The sequence below is a fragment of the Acinetobacter halobius genome, assembly GCF_044130335.1.
In the GTDB taxonomy this organism is placed as follows: Bacteria; Pseudomonadota; Gammaproteobacteria; order Pseudomonadales; family Moraxellaceae; genus Acinetobacter.
This window is the reverse complement of record NZ_JBIQOD010000017.1, coordinates 20,340-42,456: the sequence shown is the minus strand read 5'-3', so window position 1 is coordinate 42,456 and position 22,117 is coordinate 20,340. Positions and strand designations below refer to the sequence as shown.

General features: G+C 40.4%; 24 protein-coding genes. 5 read left to right on the top strand and 19 right to left on the bottom strand.

Annotated features, from left to right (window positions below; genetic code table 11):
- Positions 1–46 precede the first annotated feature (46 nt).
- The 15 genes from ACE01U_RS13660 to ACE01U_RS13590 all read right to left on the bottom strand — a co-directional run bounded on the left by ACE01U_RS13660 (position 47) and on the right by ACE01U_RS13590 (position 12,179).
- Positions 47–616 carry a type II secretion system protein gene (locus tag ACE01U_RS13660; protein WP_395579730.1) on the bottom strand — a complete coding sequence of 190 codons (570 nt, stop codon included), beginning with the start codon at positions 614–616 and terminating at the stop codon, positions 47–49.
- A gap of 12 nt (positions 617–628) precedes the next feature.
- Positions 629–1,243, bottom strand: coding sequence for a TetR/AcrR family transcriptional regulator (locus ACE01U_RS13655; protein ID WP_086210139.1), 615 nt, complete (start codon positions 1,241–1,243; stop codon positions 629–631).
- Positions 1,244–1,289: 46 nt separating this feature from the next.
- The gene (locus ACE01U_RS13650; RefSeq protein ID WP_110973935.1) at positions 1,290–2,063 is read right to left on the bottom strand and encodes a TatD family hydrolase; all 774 of its coding nucleotides are present in this window, start codon (positions 2,061–2,063) and stop codon (positions 1,290–1,292) included.
- Between the two features lie 26 nt (positions 2,064–2,089).
- The gene (locus tag ACE01U_RS13645) at positions 2,090–2,431 is read right to left on the bottom strand and encodes a PilZ domain-containing protein (protein WP_086210141.1); all 342 of its coding nucleotides are present in this window, start codon (positions 2,429–2,431) and stop codon (positions 2,090–2,092) included.
- Between the two features lie 14 nt (positions 2,432–2,445).
- A complete protein-coding gene (locus tag ACE01U_RS13640) occupies positions 2,446–3,429 on the bottom strand; it encodes a DNA polymerase III subunit delta' (RefSeq protein WP_395579728.1) in 984 nt (327 codons plus the stop codon).
- A gap of 19 nt (positions 3,430–3,448) precedes the next feature.
- On the bottom strand, positions 3,449–4,210 hold the full coding sequence (kdsB, locus tag ACE01U_RS13635; RefSeq protein WP_110973932.1) for a 3-deoxy-manno-octulosonate cytidylyltransferase: 762 nt from the start codon (positions 4,208–4,210) through the stop codon (positions 3,449–3,451).
- A gap of 8 nt (positions 4,211–4,218) precedes the next feature.
- Positions 4,219–5,223 (bottom strand): tetraacyldisaccharide 4'-kinase, encoded by a 1,005-nt coding sequence (gene lpxK, locus ACE01U_RS13630; RefSeq protein ID WP_086210144.1) that lies wholly within the window; start codon positions 5,221–5,223, stop codon positions 4,219–4,221.
- Between the two features lie 3 nt (positions 5,224–5,226).
- Positions 5,227–6,954, bottom strand: a complete 1,728-nt coding sequence (msbA, locus tag ACE01U_RS13625; protein ID WP_395579725.1) for a lipid A export permease/ATP-binding protein MsbA — start codon at positions 6,952–6,954, stop codon at positions 5,227–5,229.
- Positions 6,954–7,376, bottom strand: a complete 423-nt coding sequence (locus ACE01U_RS13620) for an ExbD/TolR family protein (RefSeq protein ID WP_086210146.1) — start codon at positions 7,374–7,376, stop codon at positions 6,954–6,956. The genes msbA and ACE01U_RS13620 overlap by 1 nt, the downstream gene beginning before the upstream one ends.
- A gap of 8 nt (positions 7,377–7,384) precedes the next feature.
- Positions 7,385–8,035 (bottom strand): MotA/TolQ/ExbB proton channel family protein, encoded by a 651-nt coding sequence (locus ACE01U_RS13615; protein WP_395579723.1) that lies wholly within the window; start codon positions 8,033–8,035, stop codon positions 7,385–7,387.
- Between the two features lie 36 nt (positions 8,036–8,071).
- Positions 8,072–8,959, bottom strand: coding sequence for a ParB/RepB/Spo0J family partition protein (locus ACE01U_RS13610; protein ID WP_086210148.1), 888 nt, complete (start codon positions 8,957–8,959; stop codon positions 8,072–8,074).
- The gene (locus ACE01U_RS13605) at positions 8,956–9,738 is read right to left on the bottom strand and encodes a ParA family protein (protein ID WP_086210149.1); all 783 of its coding nucleotides are present in this window, start codon (positions 9,736–9,738) and stop codon (positions 8,956–8,958) included. The genes ACE01U_RS13610 and ACE01U_RS13605 overlap by 4 nt, the downstream gene beginning before the upstream one ends.
- Before the next feature lie 24 nt (positions 9,739–9,762).
- The gene (gene rsmG, locus ACE01U_RS13600; protein WP_119063420.1) at positions 9,763–10,395 is read right to left on the bottom strand and encodes a 16S rRNA (guanine(527)-N(7))-methyltransferase RsmG; all 633 of its coding nucleotides are present in this window, start codon (positions 10,393–10,395) and stop codon (positions 9,763–9,765) included.
- An 84-nt stretch (positions 10,396–10,479) separates the two neighbouring features.
- Positions 10,480–11,169: an N-acetylmuramate alpha-1-phosphate uridylyltransferase MurU gene (murU, locus tag ACE01U_RS13595; RefSeq protein ID WP_119063419.1), complete on the bottom strand. Its 690-nt coding sequence runs from the start codon at positions 11,167–11,169 to the stop codon at positions 10,480–10,482.
- Positions 11,166–12,179, bottom strand: a complete 1,014-nt coding sequence (locus tag ACE01U_RS13590) for an aminoglycoside phosphotransferase family protein (protein ID WP_395579720.1) — start codon at positions 12,177–12,179, stop codon at positions 11,166–11,168. The genes murU and ACE01U_RS13590 overlap by 4 nt, the downstream gene beginning before the upstream one ends.
- A gap of 120 nt (positions 12,180–12,299) precedes the next feature.
- Here ACE01U_RS13590 and ACE01U_RS13585 point away from each other — a divergent pair, with 120 nt between their 5' ends.
- Together ACE01U_RS13585 and ACE01U_RS13580 are read left to right on the top strand one after the other, a co-directional pair.
- A complete protein-coding gene (locus ACE01U_RS13585; protein WP_110973926.1) occupies positions 12,300–14,759 on the top strand; it encodes an LPS-assembly protein LptD in 2,460 nt (819 codons plus the stop codon).
- Positions 14,759–16,063: a peptidylprolyl isomerase gene (locus tag ACE01U_RS13580; protein WP_086210154.1), complete on the top strand. Its 1,305-nt coding sequence runs from the start codon at positions 14,759–14,761 to the stop codon at positions 16,061–16,063. Before ACE01U_RS13585 ends, ACE01U_RS13580 begins: the two co-directional genes overlap by 1 nt.
- A 63-nt stretch (positions 16,064–16,126) precedes the next feature.
- On the opposite strand, the gene hfq is transcribed toward ACE01U_RS13580, so the two are convergent.
- The 4 genes from hfq to tsaE all read right to left on the bottom strand — a co-directional run bounded on the left by hfq (position 16,127) and on the right by tsaE (position 20,093).
- Positions 16,127–16,639 carry an RNA chaperone Hfq gene (hfq, locus tag ACE01U_RS13575; RefSeq protein ID WP_086210155.1) on the bottom strand — a complete coding sequence of 171 codons (513 nt, stop codon included), beginning with the start codon at positions 16,637–16,639 and terminating at the stop codon, positions 16,127–16,129.
- Between the two features lie 93 nt (positions 16,640–16,732).
- Complete coding sequence (gene miaA / locus ACE01U_RS13570) at positions 16,733–17,677, bottom strand: tRNA (adenosine(37)-N6)-dimethylallyltransferase MiaA (RefSeq protein WP_110973924.1); 945 nt, start codon at positions 17,675–17,677, stop codon at positions 16,733–16,735.
- Between the two features lie 6 nt (positions 17,678–17,683).
- Complete coding sequence (mutL, locus tag ACE01U_RS13565; RefSeq protein ID WP_395579717.1) at positions 17,684–19,624, bottom strand: DNA mismatch repair endonuclease MutL; 1,941 nt, start codon at positions 19,622–19,624, stop codon at positions 17,684–17,686.
- On the bottom strand, positions 19,617–20,093 hold the full coding sequence (gene tsaE, locus ACE01U_RS13560; RefSeq protein WP_395579716.1) for a tRNA (adenosine(37)-N6)-threonylcarbamoyltransferase complex ATPase subunit type 1 TsaE: 477 nt from the start codon (positions 20,091–20,093) through the stop codon (positions 19,617–19,619). The genes mutL and tsaE overlap by 8 nt, the downstream gene beginning before the upstream one ends.
- A 123-nt stretch (positions 20,094–20,216) precedes the next feature.
- On the opposite strand from tsaE, the gene ACE01U_RS13555 reads away from it, so the two are divergent.
- The 3 genes from ACE01U_RS13555 to ACE01U_RS13545 all read left to right on the top strand — a co-directional run bounded on the left by ACE01U_RS13555 (position 20,217) and on the right by ACE01U_RS13545 (position 22,115).
- Positions 20,217–21,131 carry an RluA family pseudouridine synthase gene (locus ACE01U_RS13555; RefSeq protein WP_395579714.1) on the top strand — a complete coding sequence of 305 codons (915 nt, stop codon included), beginning with the start codon at positions 20,217–20,219 and terminating at the stop codon, positions 21,129–21,131.
- Between the two features lie 113 nt (positions 21,132–21,244).
- Positions 21,245–21,580: a type II toxin-antitoxin system RelB/DinJ family antitoxin gene (locus ACE01U_RS13550; RefSeq protein ID WP_086210159.1), complete on the top strand. Its 336-nt coding sequence runs from the start codon at positions 21,245–21,247 to the stop codon at positions 21,578–21,580.
- 94 nt (positions 21,581–21,674) lie between these two features.
- On the top strand, positions 21,675–22,115 hold the full coding sequence (locus ACE01U_RS13545; protein ID WP_086210160.1) for a GNAT family N-acetyltransferase: 441 nt from the start codon (positions 21,675–21,677) through the stop codon (positions 22,113–22,115).
- Positions 22,116–22,117: the final 2 nt, after the last annotated feature.

The following is a 22,117-nucleotide window of genomic DNA, read 5'->3' as shown; positions in this document are numbered from 1 at the left end:
ATACTGTTTCATCCGAGCACAAGAATGCAGGCAATATTGTAAACTTTTAGCTCGCATTAATCTTACCTAAATGATCAATTTCAATTTCCGCCCCCACTGGTTCATTCGCATAATAAAATTGAACGCGTACAGGCTTAGCCTCCCCATTTCCCAGCCAAATCAATTTAGGGGCATTTTCTTGGATTAAATCATTATTTCCCGCTTTCGAAGCGTCATAATCTAAAGATTGCACTGCGAAAGAAACATTCTTGGCTAAAACTTGCTGAGGAAACTCTATATATGCTTGCCACTTTTGCTGATTTTGCATCGTATTATTTTGTTGTGGTGTAAAAGCTGTTAGTTGTGGATTTTTATATTCAATCACATTATATGAAAAATCGGCGACATCAGTTGCAGGATGAATTTCTAATGCCAACACACGTGCCTGATCATTGGCTTCTCGTGCAATTTTCTGCACATCCATTATGAAAAAATCACGGGCTTGCGCCGCTTTACGTTGATCAACCCCATTGATATTCAACATCACCAATGATGCCATAATGGCCATAATCACAATCACCACCATCAATTCAACCAGTGTAAATCCTTGAATCCTTGAAGGTGGTTTCTGTTTCATAGATCTAATCCGCTAAGCAAGATATCCCGCGGCACCCATTTGTTTAGGCATCGCCAAAGCTTGGTCAATATAAGCAACACGCAAGGTATCACGCGAACCCAAATAACGTTGATAAAAACTAGAGTTTAAAATGGCTGCCGCACCATGCGTTAAAGACCAAATAGAAGCCAAATAATCGCGTACCGTCATTTGGCTGTCGATCGACTCTAAATACCGCTCCGTCATACGAATAATCAAACGCAAACGTTGCTTACGCACTTGATAAAGCTCGGTAAATAAATGGTAGATCCCAACACCAGTCGTCGATAATCGCTCTTCGATTTGGTGAAATAACACCGTCCGTTCAGGATGATGCAAATGATGAAGCATAAAAAAAGCTAAATGTTCAGGGAACTGCTTATCCGTGTCCTGAATCATTTCAAGTAACATGCGCTCATTACGAATAATAAGCAACATATACAGTTCATCTTTACTTTGAAAATGCTTATAAAGCGTACCTTTTGCCAGATCCAATTCTGCTGCCAATGCATCAAGGGTCATTCCTGCTTCGCCATTTTCTAAAAGCAACTGTTCAGCCACTTGAAAAATTAACGCTTCTCTCGCTCGAAACTGAGCCTGACGATCCATCTTCACCCTATCACTCTCTTATACGCTTTTATCGTTTCAATTTTATTTACTTCATCTTGAGAAGGTTTTCAAAATTCTGCGTTGTGATGAAAGCCATCTCTTCCAAGGACTTATCATATACGTCTGCCAAGGCTTTTGCTACATAAGGAACGTACTTTGGTTCATTAGACTTTCCTCTATACGGCATAGGCGCTAAATAGGGGCTATCCGTTTCAATCAAGAGGCGGTCTAAAGGAACTTGTTTTGCAACATCACGCAGGTCTTGCGCATTTTTGAAAGAGACAATACCTGAAAATGACACATAATAACCACAATCTAAAACTGCTTTGGCTGTTTCCCAATCTTCAGTAAAACAATGCAAAATACCATGCGTTGATTTTTCAGCACGAATAATATCCACAGTATCTTGTTTCGCCGAACGGGTGTGCACAACAACTGGTTTTTTTACGGCTTGTGAAGCATGAATATGTCGTGCAAAACAGTCTTTTTGTTCTGCAATAAAATCTGTGCTATGAAAGTAATCAAGCCCAGTCTCACCAATCGCCCATACCTTTTCAGGTTGTGCAAGTTCAATTAAATAATCTGTACTTGCACGCGCCATAGTTTCAGGATCTTCACAAGGATGCACACCAACGCTATAACCTACATCGTTATGACGAGCCGCTATTTTTGCCAATTCAATATGGTCATCAATATCAACCGAGATGCTCATAAAGCGATGAACGCCAGCTTCACGTGCCTGCGCTAATGCTAAATCTAAACTCCCATCATAAGGCGTTAAATCCAACATGGTTAAATGGCAATGCGTATCTACAAACACAGGCGTTTCCTACTTCACTTACATAATCACATAGTGTAACTAGTTCGACCTTCAGACTTAAGACCTGCAAGCAATTTTTCCGCCTCAGATTTGTAATAAACCCCTTTCTCTCCAGAAAGCTGAATCCCAAATCCTTGAAGTTTGATTCCATTTTGTTTTTGAGAAACCCAAATAACTTTGCCCGTTAGTGGAATTTTTTGCGACTGTTCTGGCAATGTTGCCAAAACAAAGACTTCCTCGCCCAATTTCACAGGCTGCTTAGATGGAATAAACAAACCACCACCTACAACAAAAGGCATATAACTAGCATATAACGTTGCTTTATCTGGAATATTGGCTTGAATAATTCCGCCCATACGTGGTTGCATAAAATTCCCCTGTTTTAAACATCCATCAACCGAATACACAATTGGTCGAGCACTAAATTAGTTTGTACATTTTGTTCAATATATTGTTTTGACTGTTGTAGCTCAGCATAAATTGAAAACACCGTTTCAAGTGAATACTGTTCTGCTAGCACACTGAAATCCAAATCAGTGTTTTTCAACTGTTGATTTAGCTTGACACAAATCAAATCTGACAACAAGTACTCAAACATTTGAATAAAATCACTGAATGCGAGCACTTTATTCCACTTGGTCGCAATTGCCATTGGCATATTTTTATCCACCACCAACTTTTGCCAATCTTTTAAAAATTCAGCCCGTTGAGCCAACCATTCACTCTCAGATAATGCAATAGCCTGCAAAGGCATGTGGTTAGATAAATTCATCAGCAAATGTAGCTGTGCTAAGTCACTATTGGGCAAATGTTGATTTAAAAATTGCTCTGCTTGTTGCGGTTGAATCCGATCCAAAGCGAAGTGTTGTAAACGACTACGAATCGTCGCAGGCAGTTTTAAATAGTGGTCTGCCAATAAGATGATAACAACACGATCACCCGGTTCTTCAAGCGTTTTTAGTAGCGCGTTGGCTGATGCAATATTCAATGCTTCGGCCGGCTCAATCATGACAACACGCCAACCATCCACGGTTTGTTGTACAAAAGGCAAAAGATCACGGATTTTTTCAATTTTGATTTTGGCATTTTGCTTTTTATTGTCTTCATCTGTGGTGATGTGAACATAGTTAGGGTGTGTATCCGCCTTTAACCACTGACAACTTCCACACTCACCACAGGCTAATTGCTTAGCTTGTCGATTAGCACACAACACCCAAGCCAAAAACTGCTCAGCAAAAGTTTCTTTACCACAACCTTTTCTGCCATAAAACAATAAGCCATGACCAATATTGGGAAATCGTGTCGTCAACGTTTCCCAAACACTTTGATGCCACGGATAAATCTGCTCAGGCAGGGTTTGTTTCATGTCTAAAACCTAAGTCCAATTATGCAAAATGAGCCACATCCATGGCATTGAGTCGGTCTAAATCTTCCTGAGTATCGACACCTGGCGGTAAATTCGCTTCTGCAACATCTATCGCAATACGATGACCGTTTTCTAAAACACGTAGTTGCTCTAAGCTTTCAAGTTTTTCAAGTGACCCCATGTCCCATGTCACATACTCTTGAAGCAATTTCACACGATAAGCATACAGCCCCAAATGGCGATAGGCTTGATGATGTAAGCTTGGTTCTGCTTGTTTTGCTGCATCACGGTCATAAGGAATAGTGGCACGACTGAAATATAGTGCTTGCTTATATTTCGACATCACAACCTTAACAATACTGTCACGTTTAAACTCATCTAGATGCTGAATGGGCTCACACAAAGTCGACATTGAACAATCAACCTGAGTCTCTAAAAGCTGTGCAACTTGCTTAACTAAACTTGCAGGCAATAGCGGTTCATCACCTTGAACATTCACAATGATATCTTCGCTGGCCCAGCCCTTAATTTTTGCCACTTCACTTAGGCGGTCTGTACCAGATGGATGATCTGTCGAAGTTAACACCACATCCACCCCTTCAGCTTTACAGAGATCATAAATTCGCTGATCATCTGTTGCGACGCACAAATCATCAAAACCCTCTACCTTTTTAGCCTGATCAACCACTCGTAAAATCATTTCACGACCATGAATTTTAAGCAAAGGTTTACCAGACAAACGTGTGCTCGCAAAGCGCGCAGGGATAACAATGTGTTTCATAAAAAACCTTAAGAAATTTTAATACCAACAGAGGCAAGTTGTTGATGCAAAGTGTCATAACATGTGGCTGACAAAACAGCATCGACAGGAACAACCCAAATATCACGAGAATAACTTGGGTTTTGTTTCAGCAAAGCTAAAATTTTAACAGCATCTTTTTCAGTAGTAATGATCGGATTGGCATCATCAAAGACCAAATCTTCTAATTCATATTCATGATGATCAGCAAATTCATGACACTGGAACTGCTGCACGCCCATCCCTTCTAAAGTGCGATAAAAGCGCTGAGGAAATCCAATCCCCACCACAGCATAAAAGTCATCTTGCCGATTAAATACTTTGGCTTCAGTGCTGTTCAACAAATAAGGCTCTGCGACCTCTAAATGCATATGCATCCTATATGTAGGATGATCGGCATGCTCAATTACTGTTCCTTCATTGAGCCTTGACTTTGGTTCGCGCAAATAACCTTCAGGCAATAATTTCGCATTACCTAAACCACGATTATTATCCAACACAATCCATTCAATTTGACGGTTCAATGCCCAGTGTTGCAGACCATCATCACTAATAATTAGATCAATAGGAGAATGCGATAAAAGGAGCTCTATGCTTTCTTGTCGGTTTGGTCCCACAGCCATAGGTACATCTGTTGACTGCACAATCAAAGTAGGCTCATCACCGACATATTCGGGCACCGAGTTTAAGTCTACCAGTGCTGGAAAAGGCCCTTTTGCACCATAACCACGACTAATGACTCCGACTCGAATATTTTTACTTTGCAAATAACTGACGAGATGAATCAACAGCGGTGTTTTTCCACTCCCGCCTACAGTGATATTGCCAATCACCATCACAGGAACAGGAGCGGTATAGGCTTTTTTAATATTACACCGATACAGTTTTCGGTTCAGAAGAAAACCACCTCGATATAACCAAGACAAGGGTCGAAGCACAATTAACCACTTTGCCTGTGAGTTCCAAGCATCCTGAATAAACTGCGCACCTGACATGGCTTAGTTTTCCTCAAAATTACGCTGATGGAGCTGATAGTAGGCACCTTGTTTTGCAATAAGCTCGGCATGGCTACCTTGCTCTACTATACGCCCTTTATCCATCACCACAATACGGTCTGCATTTTCAATCGTCGATAAACGATGGGCAATCACAATCGTTGTACGGTCACGCATAGCTGCATCAAAAGCACGCTGAATAAAATACTCAGACTCATTATCAAGTGCACTGGTTGCCTCATCTAGAATTAATACAGGCGCGTTTTTCAAAATTGCACGAGCAATCGCAATACGTTGACGTTGTCCACCTGATAGATTAAGACCTTGTGCACCCAACTTGGTGTTATAACCTTGCGGTAATGCCATAATAAAATCATGTGCATACGCAGCTTTTGCTGCCGCAACAACCTCTTCATCAGAGGCATTTTCAAGCTGACCATAGGCAATGTTGTCACGCACAGTACGGTTAAATAAAACCACTTGTTGATTAACCATTGCAACTTGATTACGCAGACTATTGATTTCAATGTCGTAGATATCAATGCCATCAAATAAAATCTGGCCTGATGTCATGTCTTGAAAACGAACTAACAAATTTACCAAAGACGTTTTACCAGCACCAGAACGCCCCACCAGCGCAACAGTTTCACCCTCTTTTACACTGAGGTTAAAATCATGTAGCGCATGATGACCATCGGTATACACCAGATTCACATCTTTAAAGTCAATATTACCTCTTAGCGCAGGCGTTAAAGTGCCCGTATTTCTCTCTTCTGGTAAGTCTAAAATTTCAAAAACAGAATGTGCCGCAGCCATACCACGCTGAATCTTCTCATTCACATCTGTCAGTGCTTTAATCGGTTTGCTCAACATACCTGCTGCAGTAATGTAAGCCACAAATTGGCCCGCACTGGTGTCTTGCATGATTTCTGGACGCAACGCAATCCACATCACTACACTTAGCGAAATGGACATAATAAGCTGTACAATCGGACTATTTAATTGTTGTACAACCACCATTTTTAAGCCACGTCGCAAATTTTCCATAGACGTATCTTTAAAACGCTGTTGCTCATAAGTCTGACCACCAAAACCTTTGACCACCAAGTGACCATTGACTGTTTCTTGTACAACATGGTTCACATCACCCATGGTATTTTGTACTTGAATAGATAACTTACGCATACGCTTCGCAGCTTTACGAATAAGCAGACCTATCAGCGGGGCAAAAATCAAAATACATAAAGTCAAACGCCAATTGCTATAAATGAGATAGCCAAGTAAAGCAATGGTAATCAAGCCTTGTTGAACAATGGTTTTTAAGGACTCTGAAGATGCAGCCGTTAACTGCTCAACATTAAACATGATTTTTGCAGTGATATGACCACTGTTATTATCGAGATAATACTGTGAGGGCAAGCGTAATAATTTAGCAAAGACGACTTGGCGAATGTTAAAAACCAAGTTTCTTGAGATCACGGCTGTAAAATAGCCACCCATAAACAAACCTAGCCCACGAAAAAACATCACCAGTACAACCAATAATGGAAATAGCGAAGTGAAACTTTGATCACGATGCTGAATTGCCTCAATAATTTTTTCAAGCAATTTAGCGACAGAAACTTCTGTCGCTGCATTTATAGCAAAACCAATAAATACAAGAATCGCTACGCCCCAATACGGTTTTAAATAGCTCAGTAGACGTAGATAAACTTTAAAATCGTGTTTCACTAATAACCTCGGGAAGGCACTTTCGTACTAATATTGACATTTACAAATCCAAGCTGACCGGCCACATCCATTACACGAATAACATCTTGATGAGTTGCTTTAGCATCAGCAGCAATCACAAACATTAGATCACGACGGTCATTAGAAATCTGTTTAATTGCGGTATTTAATTCTGATGTATCTTTCGATGCAATCGACTGACCATTGATTGAATAGTGTCCTGTGGAATCAACAACAACTTCAATTTTATGATCAAATGTCTTGGGCGGAACTCCCTGCGCATCGGGCAAGGTTAAATTCATACGGCTAAATTGATTAAATGTGGTGGTCAGCAATAAAAACACCAAAATAAACAATAAGCAATCAATCATTGGTGTGAGGTTGATATGAATATCTTCAACTTGTGTGCGCTTGAATTTCATCGTTCACCTTAGCTCGCTTGTTTAACCACAACATCATCATGATTTTCAAGCAACGTTTCAGATTGCTTATAAAATAAAGCAGCATGAAACAAGGTCGATTGCTGTTCCAGTTCAGCAATATATTCTTGTACTAAACGCTGAAAATAGCGGTAAGCAAACAGTGCTGGAATCGCAATGAACATCCCTGCCGCTGTCGTAATCAAAGCTTTTGAAATCCCTGGAATCATCAAAGTTGGATTACTGCTGTTACCAATATCAATCATTAAGAACGACTCGATAATACCAAGTACTGTTCCTAATAAGCCTAACAACGGAGCAACAGCACTGAGTGTACCTAGAAAATTAATATTTTTTTCAAGATAGCCAATTTCCTGAGACGCTGTTGCTTCCATCTGTGCACGTGCAAACTGTTCACCTTGAGTTTTACTTTGGTAACCCACTTCCAAAATTCGCCCTAATGTTGTCGTCTGTAAATCAGACTGTTTAAGTTTAGGCAAAATGCTTTGTATGCTTTGTGTTGGAGTCAAAAGTAAATCTTTAGGTAGAACCGTCGATTTTTTCAGGCGAATAAAACGCTCCAAGCTAATCGCAACAGTAAAGATTGAACAGAGTACAAGGGGGAGCATGAGCCACCCCCCTGCTTTTACCAATTCCCACATAACACTTCCCCAAGTATTTATAAATTGAAAATAAAATTATTCAGCCAAACAAATATTCAAAATACCATCCAACTCATCGAGTGAATGATAATGAATCGTGAGCTTACCTTTGCCTTGTTTATTATGATCAATTTTGACATTTGCGCTAAAACGATCCGTCAAACGTTGCGTCAACTGCTGAATATCAGGCGCAATTTCCGTTTTTTCTTTTTCTTGCTTAGGTGCATTAAAATCACGAACATATTGTTCAGTCTGACGTACAGACAAACTCTTCTCAATTACTAACTCTGCAACTTTGAGCTGATCTTTTGCCTTCAATGTTAAAATGGCACGCGCATGCCCCATATCGAGTAAGCCCTGTTGCATAAAATCTTTCACAGGTTCAGCAAGACTCAATAAACGAAGTAAATTACTTACTGTGGTACGCGCCTTACCAACCGTGTCAGCGATTTCCTGATGGCTCAAGCCAAATTCATCATGAAAACGTTGTAATGCCATCGCCTGATCGACAGGGTTTAAATCTTGGCGCTGAATGTTTTCGATTAAAGCCAGTGCAATGGCAACTTGATCGCTCAAGTCCCTCACAATAGCAGGAACTTCTGTTAAGCCTGCAAGTTGCGCCGCACGCCAACGACGTTCACCCGCAATAATTTCATAAGGATGTTGTTCATTGTCAATTGGACGAATCACAATCGGTTGCATCACCCCATGTTTTTCAATAGATGCAGCTAGCTCTTGTAAGTCTTGCTCATTGATAAAACGACGTGGTTGATATGCACCGCGTTGTAATAAATGAACATCAATCTGCTTGAGTTGACCATGATCAAGCGCTTGTGCTTCAAGTTGTAATTTCTCTTTTTGGATTGAGCCAAGTAAGGCATCTAAACCACGACCTTTTGCTAGTCCACGTTTCTTAACGGTCATGCGTTACTTCCTTTTTTCACTTTGCTTTTCTTAATCATTTCAGCAGCCAAATGTAAATAAGCCACTGCGCCCTTTGAGCTTTTTTCAAAATAAATCACAGGTAAACCATGTGCTGGCGCCTCAGCCAATCGCACATTACGCGGAATGACCGTGTCATAGAGTTTCTTACCGAAGTATTGTTCTAATTCTTCAGATACATCCCGTGTCAGAGCATTACGTGCATCATACATAGTACGTAATACACCAATAATTTTTAACTCTGGGTTCAATGCTTGTTGAATACGATCAATCGTTTGTGTTAAATCAGCCAAACCTTCTAAAGCGTAGTATTCACATTGCATTGGAATCATCACACCATCCACTGCGGCCAAAGCATTGACCGTAATCAGACTTAAACTTGGTGCACAGTCTACAATGATGTAGTCAAATGCTTGTTCGACCTCTTTCAGTGCCTCGCGAAGGATAAACTCGCGACCTTCTTGCTCAGCAATCGCCAACTCTACGCCAGCCAAATCACGGTTTGCACCCAAAACTTTATAGCCAACCTCAGCTTTGGTAATTGCAGTTTCAATCGGCACTTCGCCCAGCAACACATCGGTCACTGAATATAGTAAGTCATTTTTTTGAATGCCTGAACCCATGGTCGCATTACCTTGCGAGTCCATATCAACCAATAACACCCGCTTTTTCAGTACTGCTAAAGATGCAGCCAAATTTACTGCGGTTGTGGTTTTACCAACACCACCTTTTTGGTTCGCAATCGCAATAATTTGTGCCATGACCCGCCCAATCCTTTGAATTTTTTAGATACGTTTTAATAAAAGTAAGTGGCGTTGTTCGTCCAAACGTGGAACCTTTAACGCAATAATTTCACAGCTAAATTCACCTTTAAATGCTTCGACTTCATCCTGTGGAATCAAACCTTTCATCGACGCAATAATGCTGTCTTGATGCATATATGGTTTAGATGCACTGATGAAATCCGTTAAAGATGCAAATGCGCGACTGGTAATAACATCAAACTGCCCAAGCTCGTTAATGCTCTCTTCATTCTCAACACGCGTTTGAACTGCAATTACATTGGTCAATTTTAAGTCTGCAATAAACTGCTTTAAAAAACGAATTTTTTTACCATTTGAATCAAGCAGAACACATTGACGCTCAGGTTGGCAAAGAGCAATAATCATGCCTGGCATGCCACCACCTGTCCCAATATCCAGTAAACGGCCCTGCGGTAAATCTCTTAAAATACTTAAACTATCTAATAAATGCTTTACCAGCATTTCTTTAGGATCACGAATCGCTGTTAAATTGTAGGCTTTGTTCCACAGCACAAGGGCATCTTGATACTTCAGCAATAGATTTAATGCTTCTTCACTCAAATCTAAGCCAAGCTTTTGACTACCTTGCTTTAAGTCTTGAAAAAATGGATGCATAAAGAAGACATCTCAATAAAATTAAACTGAAGTATACCGATTTCTAAGCCGTGGAACAGTAGTTAACGCTTAGTGATTATGCACTTAAACGTACTTACCTTGACGAATCTGTAGATCTAGATCACTTAATCGCTCAGGTGTGCCAACATCTACCCATGTTGCCTGCATTTTTTCAGCAGAAATTTTACCGGCCGACATCGCTTCTTTTAACAAAGGTGCCAATGGTCTCTTACCTGCGTCTAGTCCATCAAACATACGTGGATGAAGCACAGCAACACCACTATAAGTTAGCGCCTCACCCGACTGCTCTTGTTCAAAGGTATAAGCCCGTCCTTGATTTAAAATAAAATCCCCTTTGGGATGCTGCACTGGATTGGCAACAAAAACCAAATGGGCTAAATCCTCTCCCAAATCAACATTGAGTAATGATGCAAAGTCAAAAGTCGTCCAGACATCACCATTGATTAAGATAAAAGGTTGTGTACCCAAAAGTGGCAAAGCATTAATGATGCCACCTGCCGTTTCCAACCCTTCTTCCTCACGAGTCCAGCGAATATCGACCCCAAACTGTGACCCATCACCCAAAGCACCAATCAATATATTCGCCAGCCAAGCTGAATTAATCACAATTTCTGTGACCCCAATTTGTTTGAGCTTCTCAATATGCCAAACAATTAAGGGCTTACCACCGACTTCGAGCAAGGGTTTAGGTTTATACAGTGTGAGGGGGCGCATACGGTTGCCTAGCCCTGCTGCCAAAATCATCGCCTTCATGCAACAACCTCATATTTGCCATATTTTGCTTCAAACTTCGGCATCACTTTATCGCACATAAACTGCATAAAAGGTTGTAATTCTGCATAAGGTTTACTTTCTTCAAGTAAATACCACATCACCCGTGGTAAATCTTTGAGATAACCTGATTTGCCATCACGCTCAGATAAACGTACAAAAATGCCCAAAATTTTAATATGTCTTTGAATCGCCATTAAATCAGCATCTTGCTTAAACTGCTCAAAGTCACGCCCTTCTTTTGCTGTAGCAGGCAACAAGCCATAAAACACTTTAAACCACTGATAAACCCGCTCAGGATTCCACTGTACATATGCATCGCGTGTAATTGAAATCAGATCGTAAGTATCCGCACCAATCACCGCATCCTGAAAGTCAATCACACCTTGCTCTTGCTCATCGGCCAAAAGCATCAAATTTCGACTGTGGAAATCACGGTGCACAATCACTTGTGGCTGTGCTAAAGCAGCATTGGCTAAAATCGCAAAGGTACGTTTAATCAGCGCAGATTCAGCATCGGAGGGTTTAATCTGTAAACTAGGCAGTAACCAGTCAGTCAACAGACTCATTTCCGTCATTAATTTTTCATAAGAATATGCAGGAAAATGCCCTTTACCATCAATGGATTGCAATTGAATCAACTGCTTAAAGCTCTGCTCATAATGAGCATCGACCGTATTATCATCCAACTGTGTGGACAGCAAAACATCACCAAAATCTTCAAGCAACAACAAGCCTTGATTTAAATCTTTCGCAACAATATGCGGTACCCGAACACCATTAGCATCGAAAAATTCATCAATCGTCACAAAAGGCACACAATCTTCTTTTTCTGGTGGTGCATCCATGAGCATAAATGTTTTATTATTCAATTTGATTCTTGCATAACGACGGAAGCTTGCATCGCCTGCTAAAAAGTTAATTTCAAATTGATCTGAACCAAGTACAGATGAAATCCAAGTTTGTATCAATTGTTCACGTTGTGTATTCATTTGCGATAAATTCTAATACAGGCTGAGTTTTTAAAGTGCTAAGTGTAGCCACTTATCAACTTTTTCTCTATGATGCGACAATAATTAATTGCGATTAAGCATACTTGGTAAATGAGACACATGAAGCATCAGTTTAAATTTAATCCTTTAGCGACTGCGATATTTACCCTTCTTTGTGGTAGCTCAATCACAAGCTATGCTGCAACATCGTCTACTTCTATTTCAGACGAACAACAATCACTGAAACAAGCTTTACAAGAAAGCTATCCAGGGCAAAAGTTCTACGAGCAATACTATGTTGATAAATCGTCTCCTGAAGCTCAGCAACGGCAAGGTAAGTATTTAAGCTCAGCCTATTGTCAAGGAACATGGTTGACGCCTGTAAGCCCTGAAACCAAAGCTGTTGATGCTGCCAATGCAACCTCTACAATCACTGCGGATTATGGTCATTATAATCCACAAGGCGACTCTGTTCTTGAAGGCAATGTGCTTATTGACCAAGAAGGGCGTCAAATTCGTGCCGATAAAATCACCATTGATCAGACACAGACTTTTGCCAATGCAGAAGGTCGTGTGCAAATGGCGCAAAGTGGATTATTGGCTCAAAGTGATCAAATCAATTACAACCTCAAAACCCAGCAAGGTGACTTAAAAAATAGTTTTTATATTGCTGAAGAACAACATGCGCATGGACGTGCAGAACAAATTTTACGTCAGTCGCAAACAACCACTACCTTAAAAAATGCAACTTATAGTACATGTCCGCCAGAAAAAGCACCGACTTGGAAAATTCAAGCAGATGAAATAAAACTCAATCAAGAAACAGGCCGTGGTGAAACGCGTGGTACCAAACTTTATATTAAAGATGTGCCTGTACTCGCAGTTCCTTATTTCAACTTCCCTATTGATGACCGACGCACTACAGGTATCTTGACACCAAGTTTCGGCTTCACCAATGATGGAGGCATCGAACTTGCAGTCCCTGTTTATTTAAATTTAGCACCAAACTACGATGCAACCATTACGCCTCGTTACATCAGTGACCGCGGACCTATGATTGAAGGTGAGTTTAGATATCTCACTGAAAATTTCGGTTCTGGCCAAATTTGGGGTGGTTTCCTTTCATCTGATCGCAAGTATGATGATCAAGACCGTAAAGACTTACACTTTTTACATAACTGGCAAATTAACGAACAATTTTCGACAAACCTCGAATATAACTACGCATCAGATAAAGACTATTTTACGGACTTAAGTAATAATCCAAATACAAAAACAGATCTAAATCTTCGTCGTGCATGGGAACTCAACTATAAAAATGGGATCCCAGGCTTAAAAGCTCAGCTTAAAATTGAAGACTTCCAAACACTGGATGAAACAACACCCTACGTTGACCGTCCTTATGCCCGCTTACCTCAGTTTTTACTCAACTATAAAACTGGTAATGCTTTAGGCTTAGAATACGAATTTAATAATGATACAGCCTACTTTAAAAAGGATTTTGGTACGATTGATGGCGATACCAACGACAGTTTCGAACCAAGTGGTACACGTGTCTACAATGACTTTTCTGTACGTTACAACTATCGTACACCTTGGGCATTTGCGATCCCACAGATCTCTATCCGTAATGTAAATACATTCTATGACCAAGACACGATAAATGAATTTGATAGCACGAATCGTTCATCAAAAGACAAATCATATACTGTTCCACAAATTACCTTTGATGCTGGCTTAACCTTTGAAAAAGAAGGCACATTCTTACAAACCCTCAGTCCGCGCATGTTCTATGCGTATGCTCCATATAAAAATCAAGATGGTGCACCAAACTTTGACTCTGTAGCCGCATCCATTAACTATGATCAACTATTTAGCCCTAATCGTTTCTACGGTCATGACCGCTTAGAAGACAATAACTTCTTGTCGTTAGGGCTCAGTTATAGCTTATTTGATACTGTCGGTCTGGAACGCTTAAAAGCAAGTGTTGGTCAAAGCTATTATTTTGAAGACCGTCGTGTGACTCTTGATCAAACCACAGATTTGTTTGATAACGAAAAACATACTGGTCCAATTGTTAGCGTATCAAGCCAACTCTCACAAAACTTTACCCTTGGTGCTAATTCGGCTTGGATGTCAAATGGCGACAATGCTCAACGCGATTTACAGTTGTATTACACAGGGGATAAAGGCAATTTATACAATGTGGGCTATTACTACCGCAAAGAAATCGCGAACCGCCAAGAGCACTACGATCAAGTGGTTGCATCTTTTGTACAACCTGTACATAACAACTGGCGTATTATGGGCCATGCTCAGTATGACCTTGACAATAATGTCGCGCGCGAATACTTACTAGGCGTCAATTATGAAGCATGTTGCTGGGGTATCTCGGTGTATGGGCGCGAGTATTACAACGACTTAGATGACGTTAGCGATTCAAGTGTAAAACCAAACCGTGCAATTATGGCTGAAGTCACCCTAAAAGGCTTAGGAGGACTAAACAGCAAACTTTCATCATTACTAGAAAATCGTATTCTAGGCTTTAACAATATTAATCAGACTTGGACAGACCGTTAATGAAGACAAAACAGTTCAAACAATTTTTTAAAGCGAGTGCTTTAGCTTTAGCTCTCGCAACCGCTATTCCAACTTTTGTACACGCGTCGGATGAAGTTGTTGCTGTTGTCGATAACAGTGTTATTTTAAAAAGTGACTTAGAAGCAAGCATGGCTGAAGTTAAGCACCAACTTGAAAGTCAGAAAAAACAAGTTCCACCTGAGCAGTATTTAGCACAGCAAGCTTTAGAACAACTGATTATTCGTCAAACCCAGCTTGAACAGGTTAAACGCTACAACATTCAACCTGATGAGAAAAGCTTGAATGATGCTGTTTTAAATGTCGCAAAACAATCTGGAACAACAAGCCTAGAAGCATTTCAACAAAAGTTGGACAAAATGGCACCAGGAACCTATGCCTCTTTGCGTAGTCGTATTGCTGAAGATTTAGCGATTAGCCGTTTACGCCAACAAATCGTCACCTCTCGTATTCAAATCTCAGATCAAGACGTTAAGAACTTCTTAAATACCCCACAAGGTCAAGCCGCATTAGGCAATCAAGTACATGTCTTACATGTGCGTGTTTCTGGTGACAATGCTGACGCTGTGGCGAAACAAGTCAAAAACGTTCTCGCAAGCGACAATGATGTAGCTGCAATTTCTAAAAAGTTCAGCACAGCCAACACCAAAGTTGAAGGTGCAGATATGGGCTTTAGAGCACTTTCTGATATTCCAAGTGAACTTGCTGCACGTGTGAGTCCACTCCAAGTTGGACAAACCACTGACCTTATTACAGTCCGTGATGGCGTACATATTTTAAAGTTAGTTGAACGTAAAGGTGCAGAGCAAAAAGCCATTGTACCCCAATATAAAGTACGTCACATTCTTATTCAGCCATCAGAAGTGGTTAGCCCTGAAAACGCAAAACAAATGATCGACAACTTGTATAATCGTGTAGAAAAGGGGGAAGATTTTGCAATTTTAGCTTCGACCTATTCAAACGATACAGGTTCAGCACGTGATGGTGGTAGTCTTGGTTGGGTTAGCCCTGGCGTCATGGTGCCTCAGTTTGAAGAAACCATGAAGAATACCCCTGTTGGACAAATTAGCAAACCATTCCAGACTCAGTTTGGTTGGCATATCCTACAAGTGACAGAAACACGTCAGCAAGATATGACGACTGAATACCAAGAGCGCATGGCACGTCAAGTTTTAGGTGAGCGTCAATTTGATGCTGAACTAGATAGTTGGTTACGTGAAATTCGAAATAAAGCTTATGTTGAGATCAAAGATCCAAATTTAGACCGTAAAAATAACAAGTCTTAAAATGTGTCACAAAAAAATTTTAAATAAAAAAAGCCTCTCAGCAGAGAGGCTTTTTTTTATCAATTAACGATTGTTTTCGTCATCTTGAGAGTCTTCAAATTTTGATTCGCCATCAAAACCTGCAGATTGACCACCGAAGCCACCTTGACCACCAAAGCCGCCTTGACCACCGAAGCCACCTTGTTGACCACCGAAGCCGCCTTGACCGCCGAAGCCACCTTGACCGCCGAAGCCACCTTGACCACCGAAGCCACCTTGACCACCAAAGCCACCTTGTTGACCACCAAAGCCACCTTGTTGACCACCAAAGCCGCCTTGTTGACCACCAAAGCCGCCTTGTTGACCAGCACCAGCAGGCGCACCAGCAGGACGTGGATTACGTGCAGGAACAACAGTAGAAATTGCATGTTTGTAAACCATTTGGCTTACCGTATTTTTTAATAAAACAACATATTGGTCGAAAGATTCAATATGACCTTGTAATTTAATACCATTCACAAGGAAGATAGATACAGGAATACGTTCTTTACGGAGAGAATTTAAGAACGGATCTTGCAAAGTTTGACCTTTAGACATGTTATAACTCCAAAAAAAATTAAAAATCAGCGCAAAAAACTATCTTTATTTTTCAATTAAAAATTATAAAAAAGACAGTAGCTAAATTTTGCTTTATCCGTAGCAGTTTCGCAAGTCTTCTTGTGCCTGCGTGATCGTTGAATAGGTTGTAAATTTATGTACTTCTTGCAAAGATCTTAACCAAGTGTATTGACGTTTGGCAAGTTGTCGTGTCGCAAAAAGTGCTTTATCCTCCATTTCTTGTTGTTTTTCGACAGTTTTATCTCCTTTTTGTAAAAATTCGAGTGCTTGTCGATACCCAACTGAGCGCATAGAAGGTAAATTTTCCTTTAAATCGTATTTTTTCATAAGAGCTTCCACTTCATTCAAAAATCCGATATCCCACATAATTTTCAAGCGCTGTGCAATTCTTTGGTGCAATTCAGCTCGATCTGGCACTAAGGCATAATTATGAAAACTATAACGATAAGGTACATTTTTAGGCTGTTCTGCCTGAAGCTTAGTAATGGGCTGCCCAGTCAACTTATAAACTTCTAAAGCACGAATAATCCGTTGTTTATCACTCACTTTAAATTTATCGCACGCCAAAGGGTCCACACTGCATAATTCTGCATAAACTGCGTTCCAGCCCTCACTTTCAGCTTTAGACTCAATCTCAGCACGAACAGCATAATCAGCACTAGGTAAATTACTCGAAAGCCCCTCTAATAGTGCTTTAAAATAGAGCATGGTTCCACCGACTAAAATCGGAGTTTTGCCACGTAAATGCATATCGTCAATCAAGCGACAAGCATCCTCAACAAAATTTGCAGCGGAATACACTTCTAAAGGTGTAATAATATCAATCAAATGATGTGGATACTGTAACAACTCTTCTTTGGTTGGCTTAGCTGTACCAATATCCATATCCTTAAAGACCAGTGCTGAGTCTACAGAAATGAGTTCAAAATTCCCTTGCTCATAGAGCTGACATGCCAAAGCAGTTTTACCACTTGCAGTTGGCCCCATTAAATTGATGACCGGCAATTGAGTTGACATGTACAACTACTCTCCTCGAGCAAAAAGCTTATCTAGTTGAGCCAATGGAAACGCACGCCAAGTTGGGCGACCATGGTTACATTGGCTGGCAAATTCAGTTTGTTCCATTTGACGAAGCAAGGCATTCATTTCAGAAAGACCTAAAATGCGATGCGCGCGGACAGCACCATGACAGGCCATACCCGCTAAAATTTGATCACGCTTTTGCAGTAAGCCCTGCGCTTCATCATTTGGATCCAAATCGTTAAGTAATTCAGGTACCAGCGCTTCAAAGTTGGCTTTATGTAAAATCGCAGGTACACCACGAACAATCACCTGCTCATCACCATATTGATCAATTTCAAGACCTAAACGCGCCAATTGATCTTTAAGCTCTTCCACTCGTGTCGCTTGCATCCGTGTGATATTAATCACTTTGGGAATGAGTAACTGCTGAGAAGTCCAGAACTCTGGTTTATCCCATGCGGACTTCATTTGCTGTAGCAGAATACGTTCATGGGCTGCATGCATATCAACAATAATCAGCCCTTCTGTATTTTGAGCCAACACATAAATACCGTGCAATTGTGCAATGGCAATTCCCAACGGATGTTCATCAACTTTAGGGCTTTGCACTGTAAAATCAGCCAAAGGCTGAGCTTGATCAACACTAGATGACGTATCACGCAAAGGCGCTAAATAGCTTTGCAAGGCATTATTAAGCTGTTGTGAACCCTGATAACGCGAAGTTTGCGTAGAATAATGAACACCTTGCGGTTGATTTGAACTAAAGTCAGTGAGCACATCCGATGGGGCTTGCTCACCAGTTTGTTCAGACTCAACATGACGATGCAACTGCAAAGGCTCTTGATAGCGAGGCTGCACAGACATCAAAGCTTGATCCTCTGCAATCTTCATTGCATCAGATAAATCTGCGGTTGCCGTTTGAAACTGCGATAAAGTCTCTTTGGCATAGTGCCGGACAAACTCATGCACTTCACGCTGATTTAAAAAGCGAATTTCATGTTTAGTCGGATGTACATTGACATCAATATTTTCAGGATCGACTTCTAAAAACAACAAATAACCCGCGTGCTGATGACCATGTAAAATACCGTCATAAGCCATACGTAGCGCATGAGAGATGGTTTTATCTTTAACAATTCGACCATTCACATAAACATACTGCAAGTCTGCTTGCGCACGAGCATCAGAAGGATGTCCCAACCAACCTGTTAAACGCATGTTGATACTATCCGCATCCATCCAATACGCATTTTCAGTAAATGCACGACCGAGTAACTGTTGTACGCGCTGAAAACGTAACTCACCACTATCGGCAATCGGTAAGTTCAACTTGATGCTTTGATTATGTTCAAGCACAAAACGAATATCGAAATGAGTCAATGCTAAACGTCGAACGATTTCTTCAATATGACCAAACTCTGTGCCAGGTTTTTTGAGAAATTTGCGACGTGCAGGCACATTAAAAAATAAATCTTGTACCCGAATATGCGTACCTTTCGGTGCAGCTACAGCCTGAATCTCTTGATGGTCAAACGCAGTTCCATTAACTTCGACTTGATAGCCAATCCCATCATCCGCTTGACTACTGGTCAAGGTTAAACGCGAAACTGCTGCAATAGACGCTAAAGCCTCTCCACGAAAACCCAAGCTGACAATTGCATGTAAATCTTCTACAGTTTGGATTTTACTGGTCGCATGGCGCATCACCGCCAAAGGGAGATCTTCAGCGTGAATCCCTCGACCATTGTCCATGATTTCAATTAAAGTACTGCCGCCTTGCTCTACCCGAATAATCAACTCTGTCGCACCTGCATCAATCGAGTTTTCGAGTAACTCTTTGACCACAGACGCAGGGCGTTCAATAACTTCACCTGCTGCAATTTGGTTGGCTAAAGCAGGATTCAGAGTCTGAATACGACGTATCTTTAAATCATCACGCATTGTTTAATTGGCTCTCTAAAGCTTGTAATAATGCTACTGACTGAAAACTCAATGTGGCATGTCGTGTCAGCTCATCTTCAGATTTTTGAATATCAATAATTAAGTCCGCCTCAGGGATTTCATCTCCCCCTTTAGATGGCCATTCAAATAAAAACAGTGCATTGGGTGTTTCTAAATAGTCACGAATGCCCATTAACTCCAACTCATACGGATCGTTTAAACGATACAAGTCAAAATGGAAAATATCATGCCCTTGCACTTGGTAAGGTTCAACCAAGGTATAGGTTGGGCTTTTCACGGAACCTTGATGCCCTAAATGCTGTAAATAATGACGTGTTAAGGTGGTTTTTCCTGCCCCCAAATCCCCAATCAAATACACCACACCCGTCGTAAAATGCTGTGCCAAAATTTTCGCTAAATTTTGGGTATCTTGTTCATTATTGAGCGTTAAATTAAATGAATACTGCATAATACTCACGACAAGTGGCAAAAGAGTAATTATGATAGCATCGCACCCATAAAATGCCCAAGTCGCAAGTTTGAAAACTCGTATTTTCCTGTATCAACCGCCTAGATATTACCTACAAAAAACATGTCCAACCACCAAACTTCTGAATTTTGTCCACCTATGCTCAAAGGCGTCAGTGCCAGTAAGGTGTACTTACCTAAACTTCAACCTATACCTAAAAGCATATTTGCTTATTTATGTGCGCAATTTCAGCACATTGAAGCTGCGGAATGGCGACAGCGTTTCTTGGATGGCTTGGTCTATGACGCTGTAGGTAATGTGCTCAGCACAGATTCGGCATATCTTGAAAATCAACATGTGTTTTATTACCGCTTTTTAGCGCATGAAATTGAAGTACCATTTCAGCATGAGATTTTATTTGAAAATGATCATTTCTTAGTGGTAGATAAGCCACATTTTCTAACTATCAGCCCAACGGGACAATATGTTCAACAAACTCTTTTAGTTCGCCTAAAACAACAGACAGGTATTGAGCATTTAACCCCTATCCATCGCTTAGACCGTGAAACTGCAGGCTTAGTACTTTTCTCCAAGCGCATTGAAACGCGTGGGGCTTATCAACAAATGTTTGCGGAACGGCGGGTGCAAAAGACCTACCATGCAATTGCACCTTTTAACCCAGAACTTAATTTCCCACGAACTGTAAGGTTACACATGCAAAAAGGTGAACCGTTCTACACTATGCAGGTATTAGACAAAGCACCCAATAGTGAAACAGATATTTCGTTGTTGGAATATGACTCAACATGGGCAAAATACGAGCTTAAACCACATACAGGAAAACAGCATCAACTGCGTGTACACCTTAATTCTTTAAGCTGCCCGATTAAAAATGACCCGTTCTATCCTAAAGTTGTACACAAAACCGACGATGATTTCAGCCAACCATTACAGCTTTTAGCCAAGAAATTATCATTTAAAGACCCAATAACTCAACAACTTATGCTGTTCAACTCTCACTTTGAATTGACACTGTAATATAATTGTCATTACAAAATAATTTAAAATTCCATTGTGTGAATATTGAAATTACAATGGAATTGATTAAAATAACTTCTACCCTTTAAGTGATTCAAATTATTTAATAAATCATGAGAAAAACAGAAGTCTATCAAATTCGACTCGATTCCCAAGAAAAGAAACAAGCATTTGCCGTGTTTAAACAATTGGGGATTACACCTGCACAAGCCGTTCGTTTGTTCTTCAAACAAGTGGTTTTAACCAAATCTATCCCATTTTCAATTGAAAATCAGAACATCAATCTTGAACAGCTGATTAAGCTACGTAAGCTCAAGCAAGAACAAAAAGCAGTCGAACAAATCACAAGCCCCGACTCTACAGCCACTAATGATTTATTTGCCGATGATGAACACATTGATCTATTTGAAGAATTAGCTGCAATTTTGGGTGAAAGTGACAAAACTTAACAGTGTTGCATTTCTAAACAAATTTTAGAAATATCCTGTTCAAAACTTCGGTATGCTTCATGTAAACATTATAAAAAACAGCATGGAGTAATACATGATTGTAAGACGTGCCACCTTAGAAGACTTAGAAAAACTTGCTGTATTATTCGATGAATATCGCCAATTCTATGGCGCATCTTCCAACTTAAGCCTTTCCCAAAAGTTCCTCAAACTTCGTCTTGAAAATGAACAAAGCGTGATTTTTATTCATGTCAAAGACGATGTGATTACTGGTTTTGTCTTATTATACTTAGGCTTTTCTTCCGTGGCTTGTGCAACGTATTATATTTTAGATGATGTCTATGTCTCACCGCCACATCGTCGTCATGGCTCTGCAAAACAACTCATTGATACCGCAATTTTGTTTGCTCGTCATGAAAAAGCGATTCGCATAACACTTGAAACGCAAAAAAATAACTACCAGTCCCACAGCCTATATGAGGCTATGGGTTTTGTAGCGGATAGCGAATTCAAAACCTATCACTGCTTCTTATAGCT

Bases quoted from the DNA above. Each gene is read 5' to 3' on its own strand.
- ACE01U_RS13660 (WP_395579730.1), bottom strand. From the start codon at position 616: ATGAAACAGAAACCACCTTCAAGGATTCAAGGATTTACACTGGTTGAA.
- ACE01U_RS13655 (WP_086210139.1), bottom strand. From the start codon at position 1,243: ATGGATCGTCAGGCTCAGTTTCGAGCGAGAGAAGCGTTAATTTTTCAA.
- ACE01U_RS13645 (WP_086210141.1), bottom strand. From the start codon at position 2,431: ATGCAACCACGTATGGGCGGAATTATTCAAGCCAATATTCCAGATAAA.
- ACE01U_RS13640 (WP_395579728.1), bottom strand. From the start codon at position 3,429: ATGAAACAAACCCTGCCTGAGCAGATTTATCCGTGGCATCAAAGTGTT.
- kdsB (WP_110973932.1), bottom strand. From the start codon at position 4,210: ATGAAACACATTGTTATCCCTGCGCGCTTTGCGAGCACACGTTTGTCT.
- lpxK (WP_086210144.1), bottom strand. From the start codon at position 5,223: ATGTCAGGTGCGCAGTTTATTCAGGATGCTTGGAACTCACAGGCAAAG.
- ACE01U_RS13620 (WP_086210146.1), bottom strand. From the start codon at position 7,376: ATGAAATTCAAGCGCACACAAGTTGAAGATATTCATATCAACCTCACA.
- ACE01U_RS13615 (WP_395579723.1), bottom strand. From the start codon at position 8,035: ATGTGGGAATTGGTAAAAGCAGGGGGGTGGCTCATGCTCCCCCTTGTA.
- ACE01U_RS13610 (WP_086210148.1), bottom strand. From the start codon at position 8,959: ATGACCGTTAAGAAACGTGGACTAGCAAAAGGTCGTGGTTTAGATGCC.
- ACE01U_RS13605 (WP_086210149.1), bottom strand. From the start codon at position 9,738: ATGGCACAAATTATTGCGATTGCGAACCAAAAAGGTGGTGTTGGTAAA.
- rsmG (WP_119063420.1), bottom strand. From the start codon at position 10,395: ATGCATCCATTTTTTCAAGACTTAAAGCAAGGTAGTCAAAAGCTTGGC.
- murU (WP_119063419.1), bottom strand. From the start codon at position 11,169: ATGAAGGCGATGATTTTGGCAGCAGGGCTAGGCAACCGTATGCGCCCC.
- ACE01U_RS13590 (WP_395579720.1), bottom strand. From the start codon at position 12,179: ATGAATACACAACGTGAACAATTGATACAAACTTGGATTTCATCTGTA.
- ACE01U_RS13585 (WP_110973926.1), top strand. From the start codon at position 12,300: ATGAAGCATCAGTTTAAATTTAATCCTTTAGCGACTGCGATATTTACC.
- ACE01U_RS13580 (WP_086210154.1), top strand. From the start codon at position 14,759: ATGAAGACAAAACAGTTCAAACAATTTTTTAAAGCGAGTGCTTTAGCT.
- hfq (WP_086210155.1), bottom strand. From the start codon at position 16,639: ATGTCTAAAGGTCAAACTTTGCAAGATCCGTTCTTAAATTCTCTCCGT.
- miaA (WP_110973924.1), bottom strand. From the start codon at position 17,677: ATGTCAACTCAATTGCCGGTCATCAATTTAATGGGGCCAACTGCAAGT.
- mutL (WP_395579717.1), bottom strand. From the start codon at position 19,624: ATGCGTGATGATTTAAAGATACGTCGTATTCAGACTCTGAATCCTGCT.
- tsaE (WP_395579716.1), bottom strand. From the start codon at position 20,093: ATGCAGTATTCATTTAATTTAACGCTCAATAATGAACAAGATACCCAA.
- ACE01U_RS13555 (WP_395579714.1), top strand. From the start codon at position 20,217: ATGTCCAACCACCAAACTTCTGAATTTTGTCCACCTATGCTCAAAGGC.
- ACE01U_RS13550 (WP_086210159.1), top strand. From the start codon at position 21,245: ATGAGAAAAACAGAAGTCTATCAAATTCGACTCGATTCCCAAGAAAAG.
- ACE01U_RS13545 (WP_086210160.1), top strand. From the start codon at position 21,675: ATGATTGTAAGACGTGCCACCTTAGAAGACTTAGAAAAACTTGCTGTA.